18 protein-coding genes are annotated in these 19094 nt (G+C 40.2%); 15 read left to right on the top strand and 3 right to left on the bottom strand.

The annotated features are described in order from the left end of the window. Positions 1-100: 100 nt before the first annotated feature. From LX92_RS00685 to LX92_RS00670, 4 genes are all read left to right on the top strand, one after another. The gene (locus LX92_RS00685) at positions 101-1393 is read left to right on the top strand and encodes an aminopeptidase P family protein (protein WP_109648358.1); all 1293 of its coding nucleotides are present in this window, start codon (positions 101-103) and stop codon (positions 1391-1393) included. A gap of 308 nt (positions 1394-1701) precedes the next feature. Continuing rightward, entirely contained in the window at positions 1702-3369 is a 1668-nt protein-coding gene (locus LX92_RS00680; RefSeq protein WP_109648357.1) for a SulP family inorganic anion transporter, read from the top strand. 410 nt (positions 3370-3779) lie between these two features. Then, entirely contained in the window at positions 3780-4343 is a 564-nt protein-coding gene (locus LX92_RS00675) for a TetR/AcrR family transcriptional regulator (protein WP_109648356.1), read from the top strand. Positions 4344-4410: 67 nt separating this feature from the next. Continuing rightward, on the top strand, positions 4411-4971 hold the full coding sequence (locus LX92_RS00670; RefSeq protein WP_109648355.1) for a carboxymuconolactone decarboxylase family protein: 561 nt from the start codon (positions 4411-4413) through the stop codon (positions 4969-4971). Between the two features lie 49 nt (positions 4972-5020). Here the strand turns inward: LX92_RS00670 and LX92_RS00665 are convergent, their stop codons facing one another. Both LX92_RS00665 and brnQ read right to left on the bottom strand, forming a co-directional pair. Next, the gene (locus LX92_RS00665) at positions 5021-5500 is read right to left on the bottom strand and encodes a hypothetical protein (protein WP_109648354.1); all 480 of its coding nucleotides are present in this window, start codon (positions 5498-5500) and stop codon (positions 5021-5023) included. Positions 5501-5665: 165 nt separating this feature from the next. Then, a complete protein-coding gene (gene brnQ, locus LX92_RS00660) occupies positions 5666-6931 on the bottom strand; it encodes a branched-chain amino acid transport system II carrier protein (RefSeq protein ID WP_109648353.1) in 1266 nt (421 codons plus the stop codon). Between the two features lie 265 nt (positions 6932-7196). On the opposite strand from brnQ, the gene LX92_RS00655 reads away from it, so the two are divergent. Continuing rightward, entirely contained in the window at positions 7197-7415 is a 219-nt protein-coding gene (locus LX92_RS00655; protein WP_109648352.1) for a hypothetical protein, read from the top strand. Here the strand turns inward: LX92_RS00655 and thiL are convergent, their stop codons facing one another. Then, positions 7416-8465 carry a thiamine-phosphate kinase gene (gene thiL / locus LX92_RS00650; protein WP_109648351.1) on the bottom strand — a complete coding sequence of 350 codons (1050 nt, stop codon included), beginning with the start codon at positions 8463-8465 and terminating at the stop codon, positions 7416-7418. Positions 8466-8718: 253 nt separating this feature from the next. On the opposite strand from thiL, the gene glgP reads away from it, so the two are divergent. From glgP to LX92_RS00600, 10 genes are all read left to right on the top strand, one after another. Next, positions 8719-10335, top strand: coding sequence for an alpha-glucan family phosphorylase (glgP, locus tag LX92_RS00645; protein WP_223308297.1), 1617 nt, complete (start codon positions 8719-8721; stop codon positions 10333-10335). A gap of 229 nt (positions 10336-10564) precedes the next feature. Beyond that, positions 10565-10894 carry a HesB/IscA family protein gene (locus tag LX92_RS00640; RefSeq protein ID WP_109648349.1) on the top strand — a complete coding sequence of 110 codons (330 nt, stop codon included), beginning with the start codon at positions 10565-10567 and terminating at the stop codon, positions 10892-10894. Between the two features lie 8 nt (positions 10895-10902). Beyond that, positions 10903-12348 carry a Fe-S cluster assembly protein SufB gene (gene sufB, locus LX92_RS00635; RefSeq protein ID WP_109648348.1) on the top strand — a complete coding sequence of 482 codons (1446 nt, stop codon included), beginning with the start codon at positions 10903-10905 and terminating at the stop codon, positions 12346-12348. A gap of 19 nt (positions 12349-12367) precedes the next feature. Then, positions 12368-13120: a Fe-S cluster assembly ATPase SufC gene (sufC, locus tag LX92_RS00630; protein ID WP_109648347.1), complete on the top strand. Its 753-nt coding sequence runs from the start codon at positions 12368-12370 to the stop codon at positions 13118-13120. Positions 13121-13177: 57 nt separating this feature from the next. Next, the gene (sufD, locus tag LX92_RS00625; RefSeq protein ID WP_109648346.1) at positions 13178-14494 is read left to right on the top strand and encodes a Fe-S cluster assembly protein SufD; all 1317 of its coding nucleotides are present in this window, start codon (positions 13178-13180) and stop codon (positions 14492-14494) included. 1 nt (position 14495) lies between these two features. Further along, entirely contained in the window at positions 14496-15722 is a 1227-nt protein-coding gene (locus tag LX92_RS00620; protein WP_109648345.1) for an aminotransferase class V-fold PLP-dependent enzyme, read from the top strand. 71 nt (positions 15723-15793) lie between these two features. Next, positions 15794-16216, top strand: a complete 423-nt coding sequence (locus tag LX92_RS00615) for a SufE family protein (protein ID WP_109648344.1) — start codon at positions 15794-15796, stop codon at positions 16214-16216. 10 nt (positions 16217-16226) lie between these two features. Next, positions 16227-16553, top strand: coding sequence for an iron-sulfur cluster assembly protein (locus LX92_RS00610; RefSeq protein ID WP_109648343.1), 327 nt, complete (start codon positions 16227-16229; stop codon positions 16551-16553). Positions 16554-16609: 56 nt separating this feature from the next. Further along, positions 16610-17116, top strand: a complete 507-nt coding sequence (locus LX92_RS00605) for a DUF2480 family protein (protein ID WP_109648342.1) — start codon at positions 16610-16612, stop codon at positions 17114-17116. Positions 17117-17192: 76 nt separating this feature from the next. Next, the gene (locus LX92_RS00600; protein ID WP_109648341.1) at positions 17193-18122 is read left to right on the top strand and encodes a DUF3078 domain-containing protein; all 930 of its coding nucleotides are present in this window, start codon (positions 17193-17195) and stop codon (positions 18120-18122) included. Positions 18123-19094: the final 972 nt, after the last annotated feature.

Here is a 19094-nt window from a genome sequence, read left to right as displayed (position 1 = left end):
GGGACACCGAGATTTATTTATCCTTACTAAGATAATTAAATTTAGAAATTGACCCTTTCCATATCGGAATTATTAATTTTGTGGTCCAAATACATTCCACATGAAATACGAACAGATCAGCAGTGAACTTTTTATTAAGAATCGCAGGAAATTCATGGCCAAAATGGAGCCTTCGAGTATTGCAGTATTTAATTCCAACGATATCTATCCCGTAAGTGCGGATAGCACTTTGCCTTTTGAGCAACATCGCGATATTTTTTATTTAAGTGGAGCCGATCAGGAAGAGAGCATTTTATTGCTCTTTCCGGATGCCCATGACAAGAAACTTCGTGAGGTCCTTTTTGTACGTGAGACCAATGATCATATTGCCGTTTGGGAAGGTGAAAAACTGACCAAGGAAAAAGCAACGGAAATATCCGGAATCGAGACCATTTATTGGTTGAGTGAGTTTGACAAGGTCTTTTTTAATTTAATGACCGAGGCCGATACGATATATTTCAATACCAATGAACACTACAGACAGTCCGTGGAAACCCAAACCCGTGAAGATCGTTTTATCCGGGATTGTAAACAAAAATTCCCAGGGCATAAAGTAGCGAAGAGCAATCCTATTTTACAGGAAATAAGAGGGGTTAAGGAACCTGAGGAAATCGACCTGATGCAAACAGCCTGCAATATTACCGAAAAAGGATTTAGAAGATTATTGGGTTTTGTAAAACCGGGTGTTTGGGAATATGAAATCGAAGCTGAACTTCTACATGAGTTTATACGAAACCGCTCCAAAGGTTTTGCCTATACCCCGATTATAGCTTCCGGTGCCAATGCCAATGTACTTCATTACATCGTGAACAATCAGCAGTGTAAGGATGGAGATATGTTGTTGATGGATGTTGCTGCGGAATATGCCAATTATTCCAGTGACCTAACGAGGACCATTCCTGTAAATGGAAGGTTTACCGAACGTCAGAAAGCAGTATACCAAGCGGTATTAAGAGTGAAAAACGAAGCTACGAAAATGTTGGTACCCGGTACCGATTGGGCTGAGTATCATAAGGAAGTCGGTAATATCATGACCTCGGAACTATTGGGCTTGGGCTTATTGGACAAGGCCGATGTACAAAACGAGGATAAAAACTGGCCAGCCTATAAAAAGTATTTTATGCACGGTACCAGTCACCATATCGGATTGGACACCCATGATTATGGACCTTTAAAATCCCCTATGAAGGCCAATATGGTCTTTACCGTTGAACCGGGCATTTACATTCCGGAAGAGAATATGGGTATTCGAATTGAGGATGATGTGGTAATCCAAGAAAAAGGGGAACCTTTCAACCTTATGGCCAATATCCCTATAGAGGTTGAGGAGATAGAGGAATTGATGAAGGCCTAGTCTTGGTCAATGGTCTTTCTTAATCAATTGGGACTACTGGACCCTTGGCATGGAAATAAGGAATCATAGCAATCTTCTTATGGGAAAACTGTTTTTTTAATATGGAGTTAAAACCATTCCTATAGTATATCAATCTTATGAAGTTTAATATCACCCACAATCCGGGGAGAATACCTTAGTTGTATACTACTCCGTTAGAATACAAAAATGAGGATCCCGGTACTTCGAACAAGGCGGAAACTTTTCACATTTGTACCAGAAGGTGTTCTGTGATTTTTAAAGAAAAAACTTTTATTAAGCATACTATTATGAAGAATGTTTTTAAACCAAAATTCTTTTCGGTTTTAAAATCTGGACTAGACAGAAAGCAAATATCAGATGATATTTTATCAGGAATTGTCGTGGGTATTGTGGCTTTACCATTGGCTATTGCTTTTGCCGTCGCCTCTGGGGTATCGCCCGAAAAGGGATTGATCACGGCAATAGTCGCTGGATTTTTAATTTCGTTACTGGGGGGCAGTCGGGTTCAGATTGGTGGGCCCACGGGGGCGTTTATTGTAATTGTCTATGGTATTGTTGAACAATACGGCATCGATGGTTTGGTCATTTCAACTATCCTTGCGGGCGTAATATTGATTCTTTTCGGTTTATTGAAACTTGGGGCTTTATTGAAGTATTTTCCCCATCCATTGGTCGTTGGTTTCACAAGTGGTATCGCCTTGGTCATTTTTTCGACCCAGATCAAGGATGCGTTGGGGTTGCCTATAGACAAAGTACCTTCTGAATTTCATGAGAAATGGCTGGTCTACTTCTCCAACCTTGATCAAATAAATTGGGTGGCATTCTCATTGACCGCAATTACCATTTTAATTACCATTTTCTCAAAAAAGATAACAACAAAGCTTCCAGGTTCCTTTTTGGCGATTATCCTCATAACACCTTTGGTACATATATTGAAACTCGATGTGTCTACCATTGAAACTTTTTTTGGGGCCATTCCCAATAATTTTCATATTACCATTCCCAGTTTCCAATGGAATGAATTGCAGAATTACATCGCACCTGCCATTACCATTGCCTTATTGGGAGGTATAGAGTCCTTGCTTTCAGCCGTCGTTTCCGATGGTATGATCGGGGGCAAACATAGGTCTAACACGGAATTGATTGCACAGGGTATAGCCAATATTATTACTCCGTTTTTTGGGGGTATTCCTGCAACCGGGGCCATCGCACGTACTGCGACGAACGTGAAGAATGGAGGTAGAACGCCGATTTCAGGAATGGTACACGCAATCACTTTGTTGTTGATCATGCTATTTCTAGGACAATGGGCGAAAATGATCCCGATGTCTTGCTTGGCGGGTATTTTGATGGTTGTGGCTTATAATATGAGTGAATGGAGATCTTTCGCCTCTATTCTGAAAGGTTCCTATTTTGATACACTCATTTTATTAACCACCTTCTTCATTACCGTATTCTTCGATTTGACATTGGCCATTGAGGTAGGGGTTGTCCTCTCGGCCATTTTATTCATGAAGAGAATGGCGGATATCAGTGAAAAACGGATTGATGATTTTGTAGATAGCGATTTGATCGAGAACTATTCGGACCTTCCTATTGCTTTGAATATCTATGAGATTAGCGGGCCTTTGTTTTTTGCATCGGCAAGAAGATATTCGGAGGCGATTGAAGAGATTGGGTTAACGTGTAAGGTCCTTATTATTAGAATGCGCCATGTTTCATTTATTGACCAGACGGGATTGCATAACTTAAAGGATACCATAAAGATTCTGAGAAACAAGGACATTACTATTCTTTTATCCGGACTCAATCCTGAGGTTAAAGCGAAATTCAAGAAATACCAGTTGACCGATTTGATACAGGAAGACCTGATTTTCGATAGTTTCAGTGGGGCAACAAAAAAAGCCCGTGAGATCTTGGAACGCCCACCATCGAATTATGAACAAAATTCGTAAACGCGTCTAATGCATCCGTCCCCAAGAGGGGAACATAAAACCTAATTTCGGCCTATGGAAGGGTTAAGTACATTTTTGTGCTGTAATTTGACCAAAATTTACATTATTTAAATAGGATTTAGCGTAAAAGGGTAATATTGTTCAATAATGCGATTTGGCAGGTTGTATTATTATAATCGGACGGTTTCCATCCCATTCCGATTTTATAAAACATCCATTTTTTATCGGTGGGAGATTATATCTTTCATAATGATCAATAAATAGACCGAATTGTTTATGGCTTCCGATAAATATAATAAGCTTACAATGAGGTGTTAATGATGTGGTAGATGTATTAAAACCTATAATAAACGTTAAATTGTTTTTTATAACTAAACGATTGCTTAGTTTTGTATCGTATTACAAATGTAATGGCAAGAAAGAAAGAATACATAGAGGAGGAGGTTATTGAAAAAGCAATGCATTTGTTTTGGCATAACGGTTATGAAGCTACTTCCGTCAGAATGTTGGAGAAGGAAATGGGAATCAATCAATTCTCTATCTATTCCAGTTTTGGGAGTAAACATGGCGTTTTTCAGGAAAGCTTGAAGTGTTATAAACAAAAGGTAAGTGCGATTTTCAATAAACTGAAAACCTCTACCCGTGGTGTCGAAGACATCAAGGAATTCTTTTATGACTCCATTAGGGTTCCAGAAGAATTGGGAAATCAGAAAGGCTGCCTTGTGACAAACACATATAATGAGTTTGCCGAGAAAGAGGATGATGTGATCAGTAAGGAAATTGTGGATTTCATGGAGGGAGTAAAAGCGATTTTTATTGAAAAATTAAGTATGGATTCCTCCAAAGATGAAGCAACCATACGCAAACAGGCCAATTATTTATTATTGGCCAAACACGGCCTTGCGGCGGCTTCAAGGGTAAACAGCAAAGAAGAGCTCGAGGATTATATAGAAATGACGTTTAGGAACATATAGCATTTTTTTTACAACAAAACTAAGCGATAGCTTAGAAACTATTTGATAACAATTGAAATTTAAAATTATGACAACATTGAAAGTCAACAACATTGAAACTGCTCCAGAAGGAAGCAAGGAATTATTGGAGCAATCCTTAAAAGCGAACGGAATGATTCCTGGTTTACACGGCGTATTGGCAGGGGCGCCAGGCATTTTGGAAGCCTATCAAACCCTACACAAATTGTTCACGGATTCTTCATTTGATAAGGATGAGTTGACTGTAGTTTGGCAAACCATAAACGTAGAACACGCTTGTCATTATTGTGTGCCTGCCCATACTGCAATTGCGAAAATGATGAAGGTAGATGATGCCATTACGGAGTCTTTACGTAATGAGACCCCTCTTGAGAATCCAAAATTAGAGGCCTTACGTACAATGACCCTAATAATCGTTCGTAATCGCGGACATGTTACGCCGGAAGAATTACAAGCGTTTTATGCCGCTGGTTATGGAGAGAGACAAGTGTTGGAAATCATCTTGGGGTTGTCTCAAAAAATAATCAGTAATTACACCAATCACATTGCAAACACTCCTGTAGATAAGCCTTTTGAAAAATTTGCTTGGAAAAAATCAGTGAATGCCTAAATGAAGTTCAACGCAGGCCTTAGGCCTGCGTTGAATTGAATATAAAACCTCAATTTACCCAAAACCAACCATGGCTGCCGGCAACTGCACCCGCTGTTGTTATTAAACTTAGCATCAACAATATCCAATGGGCCTTGTGCATAATGGCAAAAGTCTTCTCTGGGTTTTTATCGGCATATTTTTTAAAGAGTCTATGAAGTAACAAAGGCTCCAAAACATATAAGACCAAGGTAAATAATATCCAAACTAAGGTCATGGCGTGTACCCACCAGAATTTATAATCAAGATATCTTTCCCATCCATCGAGTACATAGAGCATATAAAACCCGGTAATACCTGTTATCAAGGTGGTAATTTTGGCTTGAAGGGCAAACCTACCTTCAATCTGTTCAAAGGTTTTAATGCGGTCTTCTTTGGATTTCATTTTCTTAACGGCAGGAATGATTACGGTCGTGACCATGCTAACCCCGCCTATCCATAAAACCACAGCAATGATATGGATAACCCTGGCAAGTGTAAAATGTTCCATTTTTTTAGTCCTTTTTTTGGATTTACAAATATAGGGCAAGTCGTTTTCCAAAATAAGATTATCCCATTTTTTGAATAAGCCTCGGGTTACTTTGTTTACCGTGTCGTATGGGTCCTTACGAATTTTTGGTTGAAATATGGGATAAATCGAACATAGGGTACATCCTTATTTCTTTATCCCATTCACCCCAATAAAAACAGCAAAAGCGGGGATTACCCATCCCATACTGTAGTCACTTAAAGGAATAAGATCCTTAACGGCGGAAATTGTATCACCTAGGCCAATACTACCCATAAAATCAGGGATGCTGAATAGGAAAGTAGTGATAACGACCGTTTTAAAGACCATTGGGGAGGTATATTTTTCGGGCAGTACATTCAATACGATTAAAATGATGGTTATGGGGTAAATGAACATAAGTGTGGGTAAGGCCACGTCAATGATATAATCGACATTGAACTGTCCCATCCCCACGCCGAGAACACATCCGATTATGGCCGTTATCGTATAGGCCATTTGGGAGTCACCGAACCTGGATTTTATAAAATCGGCCGTTCCGGTAACAATACCTACCGCTGTGGTAAAACAGGCCAAACTTACCAAGATGCCCAAAAATAGGTTGGCTTTGTTGCCCAAGGTTTTTAAACTGATTCCGTTTAAAATGGCGGTGCGCGAAACATCAGCATCAAATTCTTGGTGCATTAGTGCACCGGTAAAAATGAGTCCGGCATAGATCAATAGCAATGCGAATCCTGCGATCCAGCCGGCCCTTCGTACAAGGGATCTTTTCTCTTTAAAGGAATCCCCCTTGTTTTTTAGGTTGATGGAAACAATGATAACACCGCCCACTACCACCGCGCCTATGGCGTCAAAGGTTTGGTACCCTTCCAAAACTCCAGCCGTAAAAGGATTCGGGAAAACGGTATCGCCAAAATCCATCGGGTATGAAAATGTGGTAATGCCAATAATCAACAATAGAATAAAAATAATGGCAGGTGTCAAAAATTTACCCAGAATGTCCAGGATCTTTGACCGGTTCATTACAAAGACAAAGACCAAGGCAAAATAAATGATACTCGTTAGGATATAGGGGGTGTCAAAATAAGGCTGAATGGCAATTTCATGGGTCACGGAGGCTGTACGTGGGGAGGGGAGTCCTGCAGCGATGGCATATATGAGTAGGGCGAATACCAAAGCAAACTTAGGGGACACCTTCTTGCCGAAATCGTAGAGGGTACCTTGCAGGCGGGCATGGGCAAAAATACCCATGATAGGAATGCATATGGCGGAAATGCAAAACCCAAGGGTAACGAGCCACCAAAAATCACCCGACTTAAACCCGAGTAATGGAGGTAATATTAAATTTCCTGCTCCGAAGAAAAGTGAGAAAAGGGCGAATGCCGTGACTAGGGTTTCCTTGGTTTTGTTCATGGGTTGGAATTTCGGGCGCAAAGATACTATTAAATCGAAGAGGAGAACCAAGTGTTTCATCGTTAAAAATGAACATTTTGACGATTTAGGTGTATTTCATCGAATTTATAGATAAATAATTTGGTTAATCCCAATAAATAACAGGAAAAGGACGTTGTAGCATAAAGTGATTCATGAACCGCTTTTTACAAAAGACCTAATCAAAGTATTCAGCATTCATCCTTTTCCTCAAATCGGAAGAATGCACGCCTAAAAAACCTACATCATGAAGAAAGTAATTTGCCAGATTTTCGGACACCATTACGCTGTCACCAAAAAAGTCACCCAACACATCAAGGAGTATGAATGCATTCATTGTGGTAAAGAAGTGACCACAAGTGAAACCGGAGATCTTTCTGTCTTGACCCCTGAGCGTCAAGAAATCAACGATACTTTAAAATCTATATACCAAAGAAGACATTGTACTGCGGATCACGCAGCCTAATTATGTTTTGGCAAATGAATTCCAACCCTGAGCGGTTAATGGAATTTTAGAGTTATTCCTGGAAACTAAGTGCGCACCTTCGTTCTCAGCAGTCATGTGCCCCACGACTGTTAGGTTAGGATTGCCCTTTATTTTCGGGAATTCTTTTTGGTCTAAAGTGAATAACAGTTCATAATCCTCCCCACCGCTTAGTGCCACTAGGGTGCTGTCTATACCAAATTCCTCACAGGCTGAGATGACCGTTGGGTCCAATGGAATCTTATCTTCATACAAATTACAACCCACTTTACTGTTTTTGCACAGGTGTAGGATTTCGGAAGAAAGTCCGTCACTGATATCGATCATAGACGTTGGGTGCACCTCCAATTTCTGGAACAAATCGAAAACATCCCTACGGGCCTCGGGTTTCAATTGTCGTTCCACAATATAGGAATACGGTTCTAGATCGGGCTGGTTGTTTGGGTTTACCTGATAAACCGCCTTTTCCCGTTCTAACACTTGTAAGCCCATATAGGCCCCGCCTAGATCGCCGGTTACGACTAATAGGTCATTTTCCTTGGCCCCGGAGCGATATACGATATCCTTATCTTTTGCCTCTCCGATTGCGGTTATACTAATGATGAGTCCAGTTTGCGAAGAGGTGGTGTCTCCACCGACCAAATCGACATTATAAATTTTTGCGGCCATGGCAATACCGGCATAAAGCTCTTCCAAAGCTTCTAACGGAAATCGGTTTGAAACCGCTAGGGATACCGTTATTTGCGTCGCCTTTGCGTTCATTGCATAAATATCTGAAAGATTGACCATGACGGCCTTGTAGCCTAAATGTTTCAAGGGCATATAACTGAGGTCAAAGTGAACTCCCTCAATCAAAAGATCCGTAGATATTATGGTCTTATTATCCTTAAAATCCAGTACGGCGGCATCATCACCAATGCCTTTTATGGTTGATTTTTGTTCAATAGTGAATTGTTGGGTAAGGTGGTCTATCAAACCGAATTCCCCCAATGATTCCAAATCTGTTTTTTCTTGATTCTTGTTCTCCAGCATTTTGCAAAAATAAGAAGGATATTATAGGAATCATTATTTTGGATACAAAAGAACCAAATACAAGTGTTGTGTTATCGTTAAAAACCACAAAAACAATATATTACGGAGTATTTTATTGGCCTGGGCAATGGAAAACACAACGGTTTCCAACTCCAGAACTGTAAATTTTCCTTGGTTAGGATTCCTATGACCAGTGATATTGATTAATTTTGGCTAAAAATTGAATATGACCTCTGAGTATAACCAATGGCACATGCCATACACCCCAGCCAAGGAATTTAATAAGAAAGTTGCCTATTTCAGTATGGAATTTGGGATACACCAGGCCCTTAAGATATATTCTGGTGGGCTCGGTTTTTTAGCGGGATCGCATATGCGATCGGCTTTTGAGCTTAAGCAAAATATGATCGGCATCGGAATGCTATGGAAATATGGTTATTATGACCAAGGCAGGAATGGTGATCAAACCATGAGCACCAATTTTATCGAAAAGAACTATACGTTTCTAGAAGATTCCGGTATTGAGGTTGAAGTTAAATTGCACGACAATCCTTCGGTCAAGGTCCGGGCTATGGTTTTAAAACCGGAGATATTCGGTACGGTGCCCATGTATTTGTTAACCACCGATGTTGAAGGAAATGATTATTTGTCCAAGACGATTACCAATCACCTGTACGATTCCAATTATTTAACGCGTATTTCCCAAAGTATCGTTTTGGGAATTGGTGGGGCTAAAATAGTTGAGGCCTTGGGAGGTGCCGATATGTACCATCTCAACGAAGGGCATGCCTTGCCTGCTTTTTATTACCTACGCGACAAAGGCGTAAAAAAAGACCAAATGGTATTTACTACGCATACCCCTGAAAAGGCAGGTAATGAGGAGCGCGATGGTCGTCATTTGAATCGTTGTGGCTTCTTCGGAAGATATCTTTCTGAACCTGAACTACAGCAAGAGATGGTCAACGGTGGAATGATCAATTATACGGTTTCTGCCTTAAGAATGGCCAAAAAATCAAATGCGGTATCCAAGTTGCATGCCAAGGTCTCCCGAGATATGTGGAAGGACTATTCCGGTATCAGTGAGATCATCCCCATAACCAATGCCCAGAACCAAAAGTTCTGGCAAGATGAGGTCATTGAAGAGGCGCACCAGGAAAAGGATGCGAAATTATATACCAAAAGAAAGGTTGAACTCAAAAAAGATTTGTTTAATGCGGTTTTGAACCAAACCAATAAGCTTTTTGACCCCAATGTAATGACCATGGTTTGGGCAAGACGATTTGCCGGGTATAAAAGGGCCGATTTGTTGCTCAATGACCTAGAACGTTTTGAAAGACTGATCAATAATGAAAAATATCCCGTACAGATCATTTGGGCCGGAAAACCCTATCCATACGATTTTTATGCCATTGATATTTTCAATCATTTAGTGCATTATTCCAAACAGAAATCGAACTTGGCGGTATTGGTAGGCTACGAAATCGAATTGTCACGTAAATTGAAATGCGGATCCGATATTTGGCTGAATACTCCAAGAATCACAAGGGAAGCTTCAGGGACTAGCGGTATGACGGCGGCCATGAACGGTTCGGTGAATGTCTCATCAAACGACGGTTGGATGCCTGAATTCTCCAAAGATGGTATAAATTCCTTTGTCTTTCCTGTGATAGATCAAAATTTACCTACTTGGGATCAAGATAAGATTGACAGCGATAATTTGTATGACATTCTTGAGAATAAGGTGCTGCCCACGTATTATGACAAGCCTAAGAAATGGCAGGAAATAGTATTCAATAGTATTGATGACGTGCTGCCGGAGTTCGGCAGTAACCGTATGGCCAAACAGTATTACGAGGAACTTTACAAATAAATTTAGCCCATTTGAAGTGTTATAGGTTCGTGGGTATTTTAAATACTTCACTTACTGATGCAAAGCTATTTTTTTGTTGAAAAGGGCACAAATTCTTATGCAGGTTTCTTACGGCCTGGGGTTGCAATAGATAACCCTTATGAATGTATACGTTATAATAATGTTAGGTTTTATTGTAGAACCCTACTTATAACTTATATTTGTAAACTATTTAGAATCAAAACAAATAATGATACAAGTTTCAGAAACAGCTAAACAAAAGGTGATTGGCCTAATGACAGAGGGTGGCTTTGATGCTGCCAAGGATTATGTTAGGGTCGGCGTTAAAAGTGGAGGGTGTAGTGGACTTTCATACGAATTGGATTTTGATACTTCGGTAGCCGATACCGATAAGGTTTTTGAGGACAACGGAGTACGTATAATTGTAGATAAAAAAAGCTTTTTATATCTCGCTGGAACAGTTTTGGAATATTCCGGAGGATTGAACGGGAAAGGTTTTGTATTTAACAACCCTAATGCACAGCGTACCTGTGGGTGTGGGGAAAGCTTTTCATTATAAAATAAGATATGGCATATACCGAAGAGGAATTAAAGAAGGAACTCGAGACCAAGGAGTATGAATATGGTTTCTATACGGATATTGAATCGGATACTTTCCCTATCGGACTGAATGAGGAGATTGTTGTTGCGATTTCCAAAAAGAAAGAGGAGCCGGATTGGATGACCCAATGGCGATTGGAAGCCTTTAAGGCATGGAAGCTCATGGAAGAACCTGAGTGGGCCAATATTACCTATCCAAAACCTGATTTTCAGGCGATATCCTATTATTCTGCCCCAAATAGTAAACCGAAATACGATAGTTTGGATGAAGTTGATCCGGAATTATTGGATACTTTTAAACGATTGGGGATTTCTTTGGATGAACAGAAGAAATTGGCAGGGGTTGCCGTGGATATCGTTATGGATTCGGTTTCCGTGGCTACGACGTTTAAAAAAACATTGGCGGAAAAAGGAATCATTTTCTGTTCCATTTCAGAAGCCATCAAAGAGCATCCGGAACTTGTGAAAAAGTATATTGGTTCTGTAGTGCCTCAAAAAGATAATTTCTATGCCGCCCTAAACTCTGCGGTCTTCTCCGATGGATCGTTCTGCTATATTCCAAAAGGTGTTCGTTGCCCAATGGAATTGTCAACCTATTTTAGGATCAATCAAGCCGGTACCGGACAGTTCGAAAGAACATTGGTCATTGCCGATAAAGGCAGTTATGTAAGTTATTTGGAAGGTTGTACGGCTCCATCAAGGGATGAAAACCAATTGCATGCCGCTGTTGTAGAGCTCATTGCGTTAGATGATGCCGAAATAAAATACTCAACGGTACAAAACTGGTTTCCTGGTGATAAAAATGGAAAAGGTGGTGTTTTCAACTTTGTAACTAAGCGGGGTATTTGCCATACGAATTCAAAAATATCATGGACACAGGTTGAAACCGGATCTGCCGTTACTTGGAAATATCCTTCCTGTATCTTAAAAGGGGATAATTCAATCGGTGAATTCTATTCGATTGCGGTAACCAACAATTATCAGCAGGCCGATACAGGCACGAAGATGATTCATATTGGCAAGAATACCCGAAGTACGATCATATCAAAAGGGATTTCCGCAGGTAAATCGCAGAATAGCTATCGCGGTTTGGTACAGGTGAACAGTCGTGCAAAGAATGCCAGGAACTTTTCACAATGCGATTCCTTATTGATGGGCAACGATTGTGGGGCACATACTTTCCCTTATATCGAAGTGAAGAATAAAACGGCCCAAATTGAGCATGAGGCGACAACCAGTAAGATAGGTGAAGACCAGATTTTTTACTGTAATCAACGTGGTATCGATACCGAAAAGGCCATAGCATTGATCGTAAATGGTTTCAGTAAGGAGGTTTTGAACAAACTACCTATGGAATTTGCCGTAGAAGCACAAAAATTATTGGAAATAAGCCTAGAAGGCTCAGTTGGATAATATTTATAAAAAGTAGAAGATGTTAAAAATTAGCAACCTGCATGCGGGTATTGAAAATAACGAAATTCTAAAAGGCATAAACCTTGAGGTCAAAGCAGGGGAAGTACATGCCATAATGGGTCCCAACGGATCGGGAAAAAGTACCTTGGCTTCGGTCATTGCCGGTAAAGAGGAATATGAGGTAACCGAGGGCAGTGTGGTTCTTGAGGGTGAAAACCTGGAAGATTCATCTCCTGAGGAAAGGGCTCATAAAGGTATCTTTCTTTCTTTTCAGTATCCTGTTGAGATTCCTGGGGTGTCCGTCACCAATTTCATGAAAACGGCCATCAATGAAGGTCGCAAGGCAAAAGGTTTAGACGATATGCCAGCAAAGGATATGTTGAAAATGATACGGGAAAAGGCCGAGTTATTGGAGATTGACCGTAAATTTTTGTCGCGTTCCCTGAATGAAGGTTTTTCAGGTGGGGAGAAGAAGCGGAACGAGATTTTTCAAATGGCCATGTTGGAACCCAAGTTGGCTATCTTGGATGAAACCGATTCCGGTCTCGATATTGATGCCCTTCGTATTGTGGCCAATGGGGTGAATAAATTAAAGAACAAGGATAACGCGGTAATCGTAATTACCCACTATCAACGTCTTCTCGATTATATAGTCCCTGATTTTGTGCATGTATTGCACCAAGGTAAAATCGTAAAATCGGGCACTAAGGATTTGGCCCATGAGTTAGAGGAAAAAGGATACGATTGGCTCAAACAAGAGACAGCGGTATAAACAGCAGTAAGCAGTACAGTCGGCAGTATGTAAGTGCCAACTACCAATAGAATTGATATGGATTTAAAAGATAAATTGATTTCTTCTTTCATGGCGTTCGAGAACAAGATCGATGTTGAGCACCCAGTGCATGATATCAGGTCTGAAGCGTTTAAGAACTTTGAGGAGAAAGGGTTTCCCACCAAAAAAGAGGAAGCTTGGAAGTATACTTCCTTGAAAAGTCTTCAAAAAATAGATTTCAGTATTTTCCCAAAAGAGGTAAATGCCCTGGAAAATAAACAAGTGAAGAAGTATTTCCTACAGGAGATCGATACCTACAAAATTGTTTTTGTCGATGGTATTTATTCTTCTTTTCTTTCTGAAACCACCCACGACGGGGTTGATATATGTTTAATGAGTGCGGCTTTGACCAAACCCATGTACAAGCAATATATCGATGTGTATTTTAATAAGGTGGCTTCCAAGGAAGATTCCTTGACCACGTTGAATACTGCATTTAGTAGGGAAGGGGCCTTTATTTATATCCCAAAGAACAAAATGCCCAAAAAACCGGTGGAAATCGTACATTTCTCCACAGGTAACGAGGCGTCCTTGATGATTCAGCCCAGGAATTTGATTATTGCTGAGGAGAATGCTGAGCTTCAGGTCATCGAAAGGCATCAAAGTTTAACAACGAACGAGGTTTTGACCAATGTGGTAACCGAGATTTTTGCAGCTGAGAATGCCATTATCGATTATTACAAGATTCAGAACGATGCCAAAACCGCTTCTTTGATAGATAACACCTATATCAATCAAAAAAGTAACAGTGTAGTAAAAGTGCATACTTTTTCTTTCGGAGGTAAACTCACAAGAAACAACCTGAACTTCTACCAGAATGGGGAGCATATCGATTCTACCATGAAGGGGATTACCATTTTGGGGGATAAACAGCATGTAGACCACCATACTTTGGTTCATCATATTGAGCCAAACTGTGAAAGTCATCAAGACTATAAGGGGGTTTATGGGGAAAATTCCACAGGGGTCTTCAACGGTAAGATCATTGTTGACAAGATTGCCCAAAAGACCAATGCCTTTCAGCAGAACAATAATATTTTGATCAGCGACAAGGCAACGATAAACACCAAACCACAATTGGAGATTTTTGCTGATGACGTTAAATGTTCCCATGGTTGTACCATTGGACAATTGGACGAGGATGCACTATTCTATTTACAATCGCGTGGTATCCCCAAAAAAGAGGCCCGGGCTTTGTTGATGTACGCTTTTGCCAATAATGTTTTGGAAAGTGTTCGTATTTCCGAGCTGAAAACAAGTATAAACCGACTTATAGCAGAAAAGCTGGGAGTCCGTTTGGGTTTTGATTTGTGAAATGGAAAAAACAACTTTTAATCCAATAACAATCCGAAAAGATTTTCCGATTCTGAACCGTAAGGTCAATGGGAATCCTTTGGTCTATTTCGACAATGCGGCAACTTCGCAGACACCACAACAGGTAATCGATGTTATTGTAGACTATTACAGTAATTACAATGCCAATATACATCGGGGTGTACATGCGTTATCGCAAGAAGCGACCGATAAATACGAACAGGCACGTATTAAGATCCAAAAGCATTTTAACGCGGCGAAGCCCTATGAGATCATTTTCACTTCAGGAACCACGCATAGTATCAATCTAGTGGCAAATGGCTTTTCGTCTATTTTAAAGGCCGGGGATGAACTTATCGTTTCGGCCATGGAACACCATTCCAATATCGTTCCTTGGCAGATGTTGTGCGAACGCACAGGAGCAATCTTAAAGGTGATTCCCATGAGTGAGGAAGGGGAATTGCTTTTGGATGAATACCATAAATTACTGTCAGGGAAAACCAAATTGGTTTTCTGTAACCACGTGTCCAACGCCTTGGGAACGGTAAATCCGATTAAAACAATAATCGATGCCGCCCATGAAGTAGGAGCTGCGGTATTGATAGACGGTGCGCAGGCCGCACCCCACATTAAGGCCGATGTACAGGAATTGGATGTGGATTTTTATACCGTTTCGGCCCATAAAATGTGTGGTCCTACAGGAGAGGGTATGTTGTATGGAAAGGAAGAATGGCTCAATTTATTGCCACCCTATCAAGGAGGTGGTGAAATGATTGCCGAGGTTACCTTTGCGAAAACCACATATGCCGATTTACCCCATAAGTTTGAAGCTGGTACACCCAATATTTGTGGAGGAATCGCCTTTGGTGCAGCCTTGGATTATATGAATGCCATAGGTTTTGAGGGGATTGCCGCCTATGAAAATGAACTTCTTCACTATGCAACCGAACAATTGTTGACCATAGAGGGATTACGTATTTACGGGACTTCAAAATCTAAAACATCCGTGATTTCCTTTAATATAGAGGGGATACACCCGTATGATATGGGCTCCATTCTGGATAAATTGGGAATCGCCGTTCGTACAGGCCACCATTGCGCCCAACCAATTATGGACTTCTACAAGATCCCAGGTACGGTACGGGCCAGTTTTAGTTTTTATAATACCAAGGATGAGGTAGATGTTTTGGTTGCCGGAATAAAACGAGCCAAGGCAATGTTGCTTTGAACAAAGCGGCTGGTCTTGGCATAGTATTGAAAAGGTATAATACTTATTGTATTTTTGTATAAAATCAGGTAATGGGTATAAAGGAAATTCAAGAGGAAATAGTAGATGAATTCTCAATGTTCGAGGATTGGATGCAGCGCTATGAATACATGATAGAGTTGGGTAAATCCCTTCCTTTGATAGACGAGAAGTACAAAATCGATGGCAATATCATTAAAGGTTGTCAAAGTAAGGTTTGGGTACACGCAGAATTGGAAGGGGATAAGTTGGTATTTACGGCAGATAGTGATGCCATAATCACCAAAGGGATAATCGCTATTTTGATTCGTGTATTTAGCAATCAAAAACCTCAGGATATCATAGATGCCGATACCGAATTTATAGATGAGATTGGATTGAAAGAGCATTTGTCCCCAACCCGGGCAAATGGCTTGGTGAGTATGGTGAAACAATTGAAGATGTATGCCATTGCGTACCAGACACAATTGAACTAAATCTAGAAAAATGAGCGAAGCAGCAATAAACACCCAAGAATTGGGCGAGAAAATAGTACAGGTATTAAAAACAATTTATGACCCTGAGATTCCCGTTGATATTTATGAACTGGGATTGATTTATGATGTTTTTGTCAATGAGGTCATGGATGTCAAGATATTAATGACCCTTACCTCACCGAATTGCCCTGTGGCAGAAACCCTTCCTGTTGAAGTAGAGGAGAAAGTGAAATCGTTGAATGCCGTAAAGAATGCCATCGTCGAAATAACCTTTGATCCGCCTTGGACCCAGGATTTAATGAGTGAAGAGGCAAAATTGGAACTGGGATTGCTTTAGGTAATTTCGTGAGTAGCGCCTTTTTAGGATAAATCTATTTTTAAAACGTATCGTCCATGGAAAAGGAAATCATCAACCGTGTGGCCCAAAGTCAATTGAAGACCATTGATTTGGAAGATTATTACCCTGTTGGGGAACGCGTTTTCCTGGATATCAAGGACTGGCTTTACGAAGGTTTTGTCTTGAGGGAAAAGGATTTCCGGGCTAGTATTGCCGAACACGATTGGAAACAGTATCAAGATAAATTCATTGCGGTAGACTGTTCTACCGATGCCATCATCCCAGGATGGGCCTATATGCTTATTAGTACCAAACTACATCCTTATGCCAAAAGAGTGGTGCAAGGAAATCTGGAAACCTTGGAAACTTCCCTGTATCAATCCATCATTGAGGACCTTGATGTTTCTGCCTACGAGGACAGGCCTGTTATAATCAAAGGGTGCAGCAATAAACCTGTTCCGCAAAATGCCTATTTGTTTATAACTTCAAAATTATTGCCGGTTGCAAAAAGCGTTATGTACGGTGAGGCTTGCTCTTCCGTGCCATTGTATAAAAAGGGATAATTGTTGATAACGGTAATTGTTTATTGTTAACAATGCTTATTTTTGCGCTTCATAACATAATTAAACACTAAGCATTATGAGAAATTTAGTAGTAACGTTAACTGCGTTTTTGGCCTTATCAGCTACTTACGCGCAGACTGCCGATGAACTTAAGGCCTTGCAAGGACCTAAAAAGGATTCGATAGCTGCAATCCAAGGTAGGGTAGATGCCCTGCAAGCACAAATCAATGCCCTTCCAGGTTGGAAAAAAGGGGCATTTGGAACTATTGGAGCCAACCTTTCCGGTTTCAACAATTGGTATTCAAAGGATGCCGCCAATTCCAATGCCGGTAATATCGGTGTTACAATCAATGGTTTTGCCAACCTTAACCAAGAGAAATATTTCTGGAGAAACTCTGGAAACGTCAATTTGGGTTGGGTAAAATTCGATGACAAGGATGACCCTACTGACGATGATAGCTTTAAGCAAGCTACCGATGTTTTTAACATTACTTCGCTTTACGGGCGAAAAATCAGTGAGAAGTTCGCCATATCGACGTTAGCGGAATACAGGACCACCATATTGAGCAACTTCAACGATCCAGGGTATTTGGATATAGGTGTTGGTGCTACATGGACACCAATTACCGATTTGGTAGTGGTGATCCACCCTTTGAACTACAACTTTGTTTTCAGTAGTGAGGATGATATTTTCGAATCTTCACTTGGTGCCAAGATCGTTGCCGATTATACCCGTAAAATAGGTAAGGTGAACTTCAAGACCAATCTTTCAATGTTCCAAAGCTATAAATCATCAGATTTGTCCAATTGGACTTGGATCAACTCTTTCGGTTACACCATTTGGAATGGGATTGGACTAGGTTTTGAGTTTGGACTAAGGGATAATAAGCAGGAAGCGCTTAATTATGCTTTGAACGGACCAACACCCGATGCAGCCGCTACTTTCGATAATATCGATGATAAATTACAGACTTATTGGTTATTTGGCCTGAACTACGCCTTTTAATCCCCAATAGATATATAATAATAAAAAGTCCTGACGAATTCGTCAGGACTTTTTTATTAAGTAGGTTTTGGTTGAATTAGTTAGTCAAACATTGTATCCTAGTTGTCAATTTTGAACGGGCTAATTCCAAATACTTATTTATAGGTTAACTCATAATCCGATTGGGACGCGATAATAAATCATAAATACACTACGAATGTAATGGCATTGATATTGAAAAGTAAATTATTGTTGTGAATCCTGCTGGATTTGTAGCATAACTTGTTAAAGTGAATGACAAGTTTACCGGATTTTCCAGAATCAATCCCAAAAATTGGGTGTGAATTAGAAAAAGAAAGCATAAACTATCCCGAAGTTCGTGTTCTGTTCTTTTTTGCATTGCCAAAAAAAGAAACAAAAAACGCTAGGCTGATTTTGAATTTCTTTAAATCCACGCACTTTCCGCAGCCACACCGCCCAGGCCGCTTTCACTAAAGTGAAATGCTCTATGGACGGCTTCCCCCACCCAATGCGGAAACCACTTGATTTAAAACGAAATCAAAAATAGGCCGTTCCTTCTTTATCCCCCCGTTCAGGGGTGTGAAAAATATAACATTCTTCCTTTACAGATTGATAATGATCCTTACATAAACACAACAATTGGTCATGACCCCTATTTAGGTTAACCCAACTATTTGCATAAATATCCTAATACCCAGAAATTGTATTTGATCCATTTTCCAATTGTTTGGGGCCTGTAGTTTTATTCCATAAAAAAAAGCCCTTTTGGGAAAGAGCTTTTTTTAGTTAAGTAGGTTTGTAAGATATGGTCCGAATAAACTTCGGTAGTCATTTGTAGGTTAAAAAAGGCTTGGGGAAACCTTTAATTCTCTAGTTAAGTTCTTGAATCGATTTGGGGTCAATGCTATCACTTAATTACAATGTAAAGATAAGTCTGCCTAGACGATTTCGCCTAAAATATGTTGTGAACCC

This window comes from Maribacter polysiphoniae (assembly GCF_003148665.1).
GTDB classification, from domain to species: Bacteria; Bacteroidota; Bacteroidia; order Flavobacteriales; family Flavobacteriaceae; genus Maribacter_A; species Maribacter_A polysiphoniae.
The sequence above is the reverse complement of the archived record's forward strand: the minus strand, read 5'-3'. Positions and strand labels throughout refer to the sequence as shown.

Excerpts from the sequence above, each read along its gene's own strand:
- LX92_RS00685 (WP_109648358.1), top strand. The coding sequence starts at position 101 with ATGAAATACGAACAGATCAGCAGTGAACTTTTTATTAAGAATCGCAGG.
- LX92_RS00680 (WP_109648357.1), top strand. The coding sequence starts at position 1,702 with ATGAAGAATGTTTTTAAACCAAAATTCTTTTCGGTTTTAAAATCTGGA.
- sufD (WP_109648346.1), top strand. The coding sequence starts at position 13,178 with ATGGATTTAAAAGATAAATTGATTTCTTCTTTCATGGCGTTCGAGAAC.
- sufB (WP_109648348.1), top strand. The coding sequence starts at position 10,903 with ATGGCATATACCGAAGAGGAATTAAAGAAGGAACTCGAGACCAAGGAG.
- brnQ (WP_109648353.1), bottom strand. The coding sequence starts at position 6,931 with ATGAACAAAACCAAGGAAACCCTAGTCACGGCATTCGCCCTTTTCTCA.
- LX92_RS00655 (WP_109648352.1), top strand. The coding sequence starts at position 7,197 with ATGAAGAAAGTAATTTGCCAGATTTTCGGACACCATTACGCTGTCACC.
- sufC (WP_109648347.1), top strand. The coding sequence starts at position 12,368 with ATGTTAAAAATTAGCAACCTGCATGCGGGTATTGAAAATAACGAAATT.
- LX92_RS00640 (WP_109648349.1), top strand. The coding sequence starts at position 10,565 with ATGATACAAGTTTCAGAAACAGCTAAACAAAAGGTGATTGGCCTAATG.
- LX92_RS00605 (WP_109648342.1), top strand. The coding sequence starts at position 16,610 with ATGGAAAAGGAAATCATCAACCGTGTGGCCCAAAGTCAATTGAAGACC.
- glgP (WP_223308297.1), top strand. The coding sequence starts at position 8,719 with ATGCCATACACCCCAGCCAAGGAATTTAATAAGAAAGTTGCCTATTTC.
- LX92_RS00670 (WP_109648355.1), top strand. The coding sequence starts at position 4,411 with ATGACAACATTGAAAGTCAACAACATTGAAACTGCTCCAGAAGGAAGC.
- LX92_RS00615 (WP_109648344.1), top strand. The coding sequence starts at position 15,794 with ATGGGTATAAAGGAAATTCAAGAGGAAATAGTAGATGAATTCTCAATG.
- LX92_RS00665 (WP_109648354.1), bottom strand. The coding sequence starts at position 5,500 with ATGGAACATTTTACACTTGCCAGGGTTATCCATATCATTGCTGTGGTT.
- LX92_RS00600 (WP_109648341.1), top strand. The coding sequence starts at position 17,193 with ATGAGAAATTTAGTAGTAACGTTAACTGCGTTTTTGGCCTTATCAGCT.
- LX92_RS00675 (WP_109648356.1), top strand. The coding sequence starts at position 3,780 with ATGGCAAGAAAGAAAGAATACATAGAGGAGGAGGTTATTGAAAAAGCA.
- LX92_RS00620 (WP_109648345.1), top strand. The coding sequence starts at position 14,496 with ATGGAAAAAACAACTTTTAATCCAATAACAATCCGAAAAGATTTTCCG.
- LX92_RS00610 (WP_109648343.1), top strand. The coding sequence starts at position 16,227 with ATGAGCGAAGCAGCAATAAACACCCAAGAATTGGGCGAGAAAATAGTA.
- thiL (WP_109648351.1), bottom strand. The coding sequence starts at position 8,465 with ATGCTGGAGAACAAGAATCAAGAAAAAACAGATTTGGAATCATTGGGG.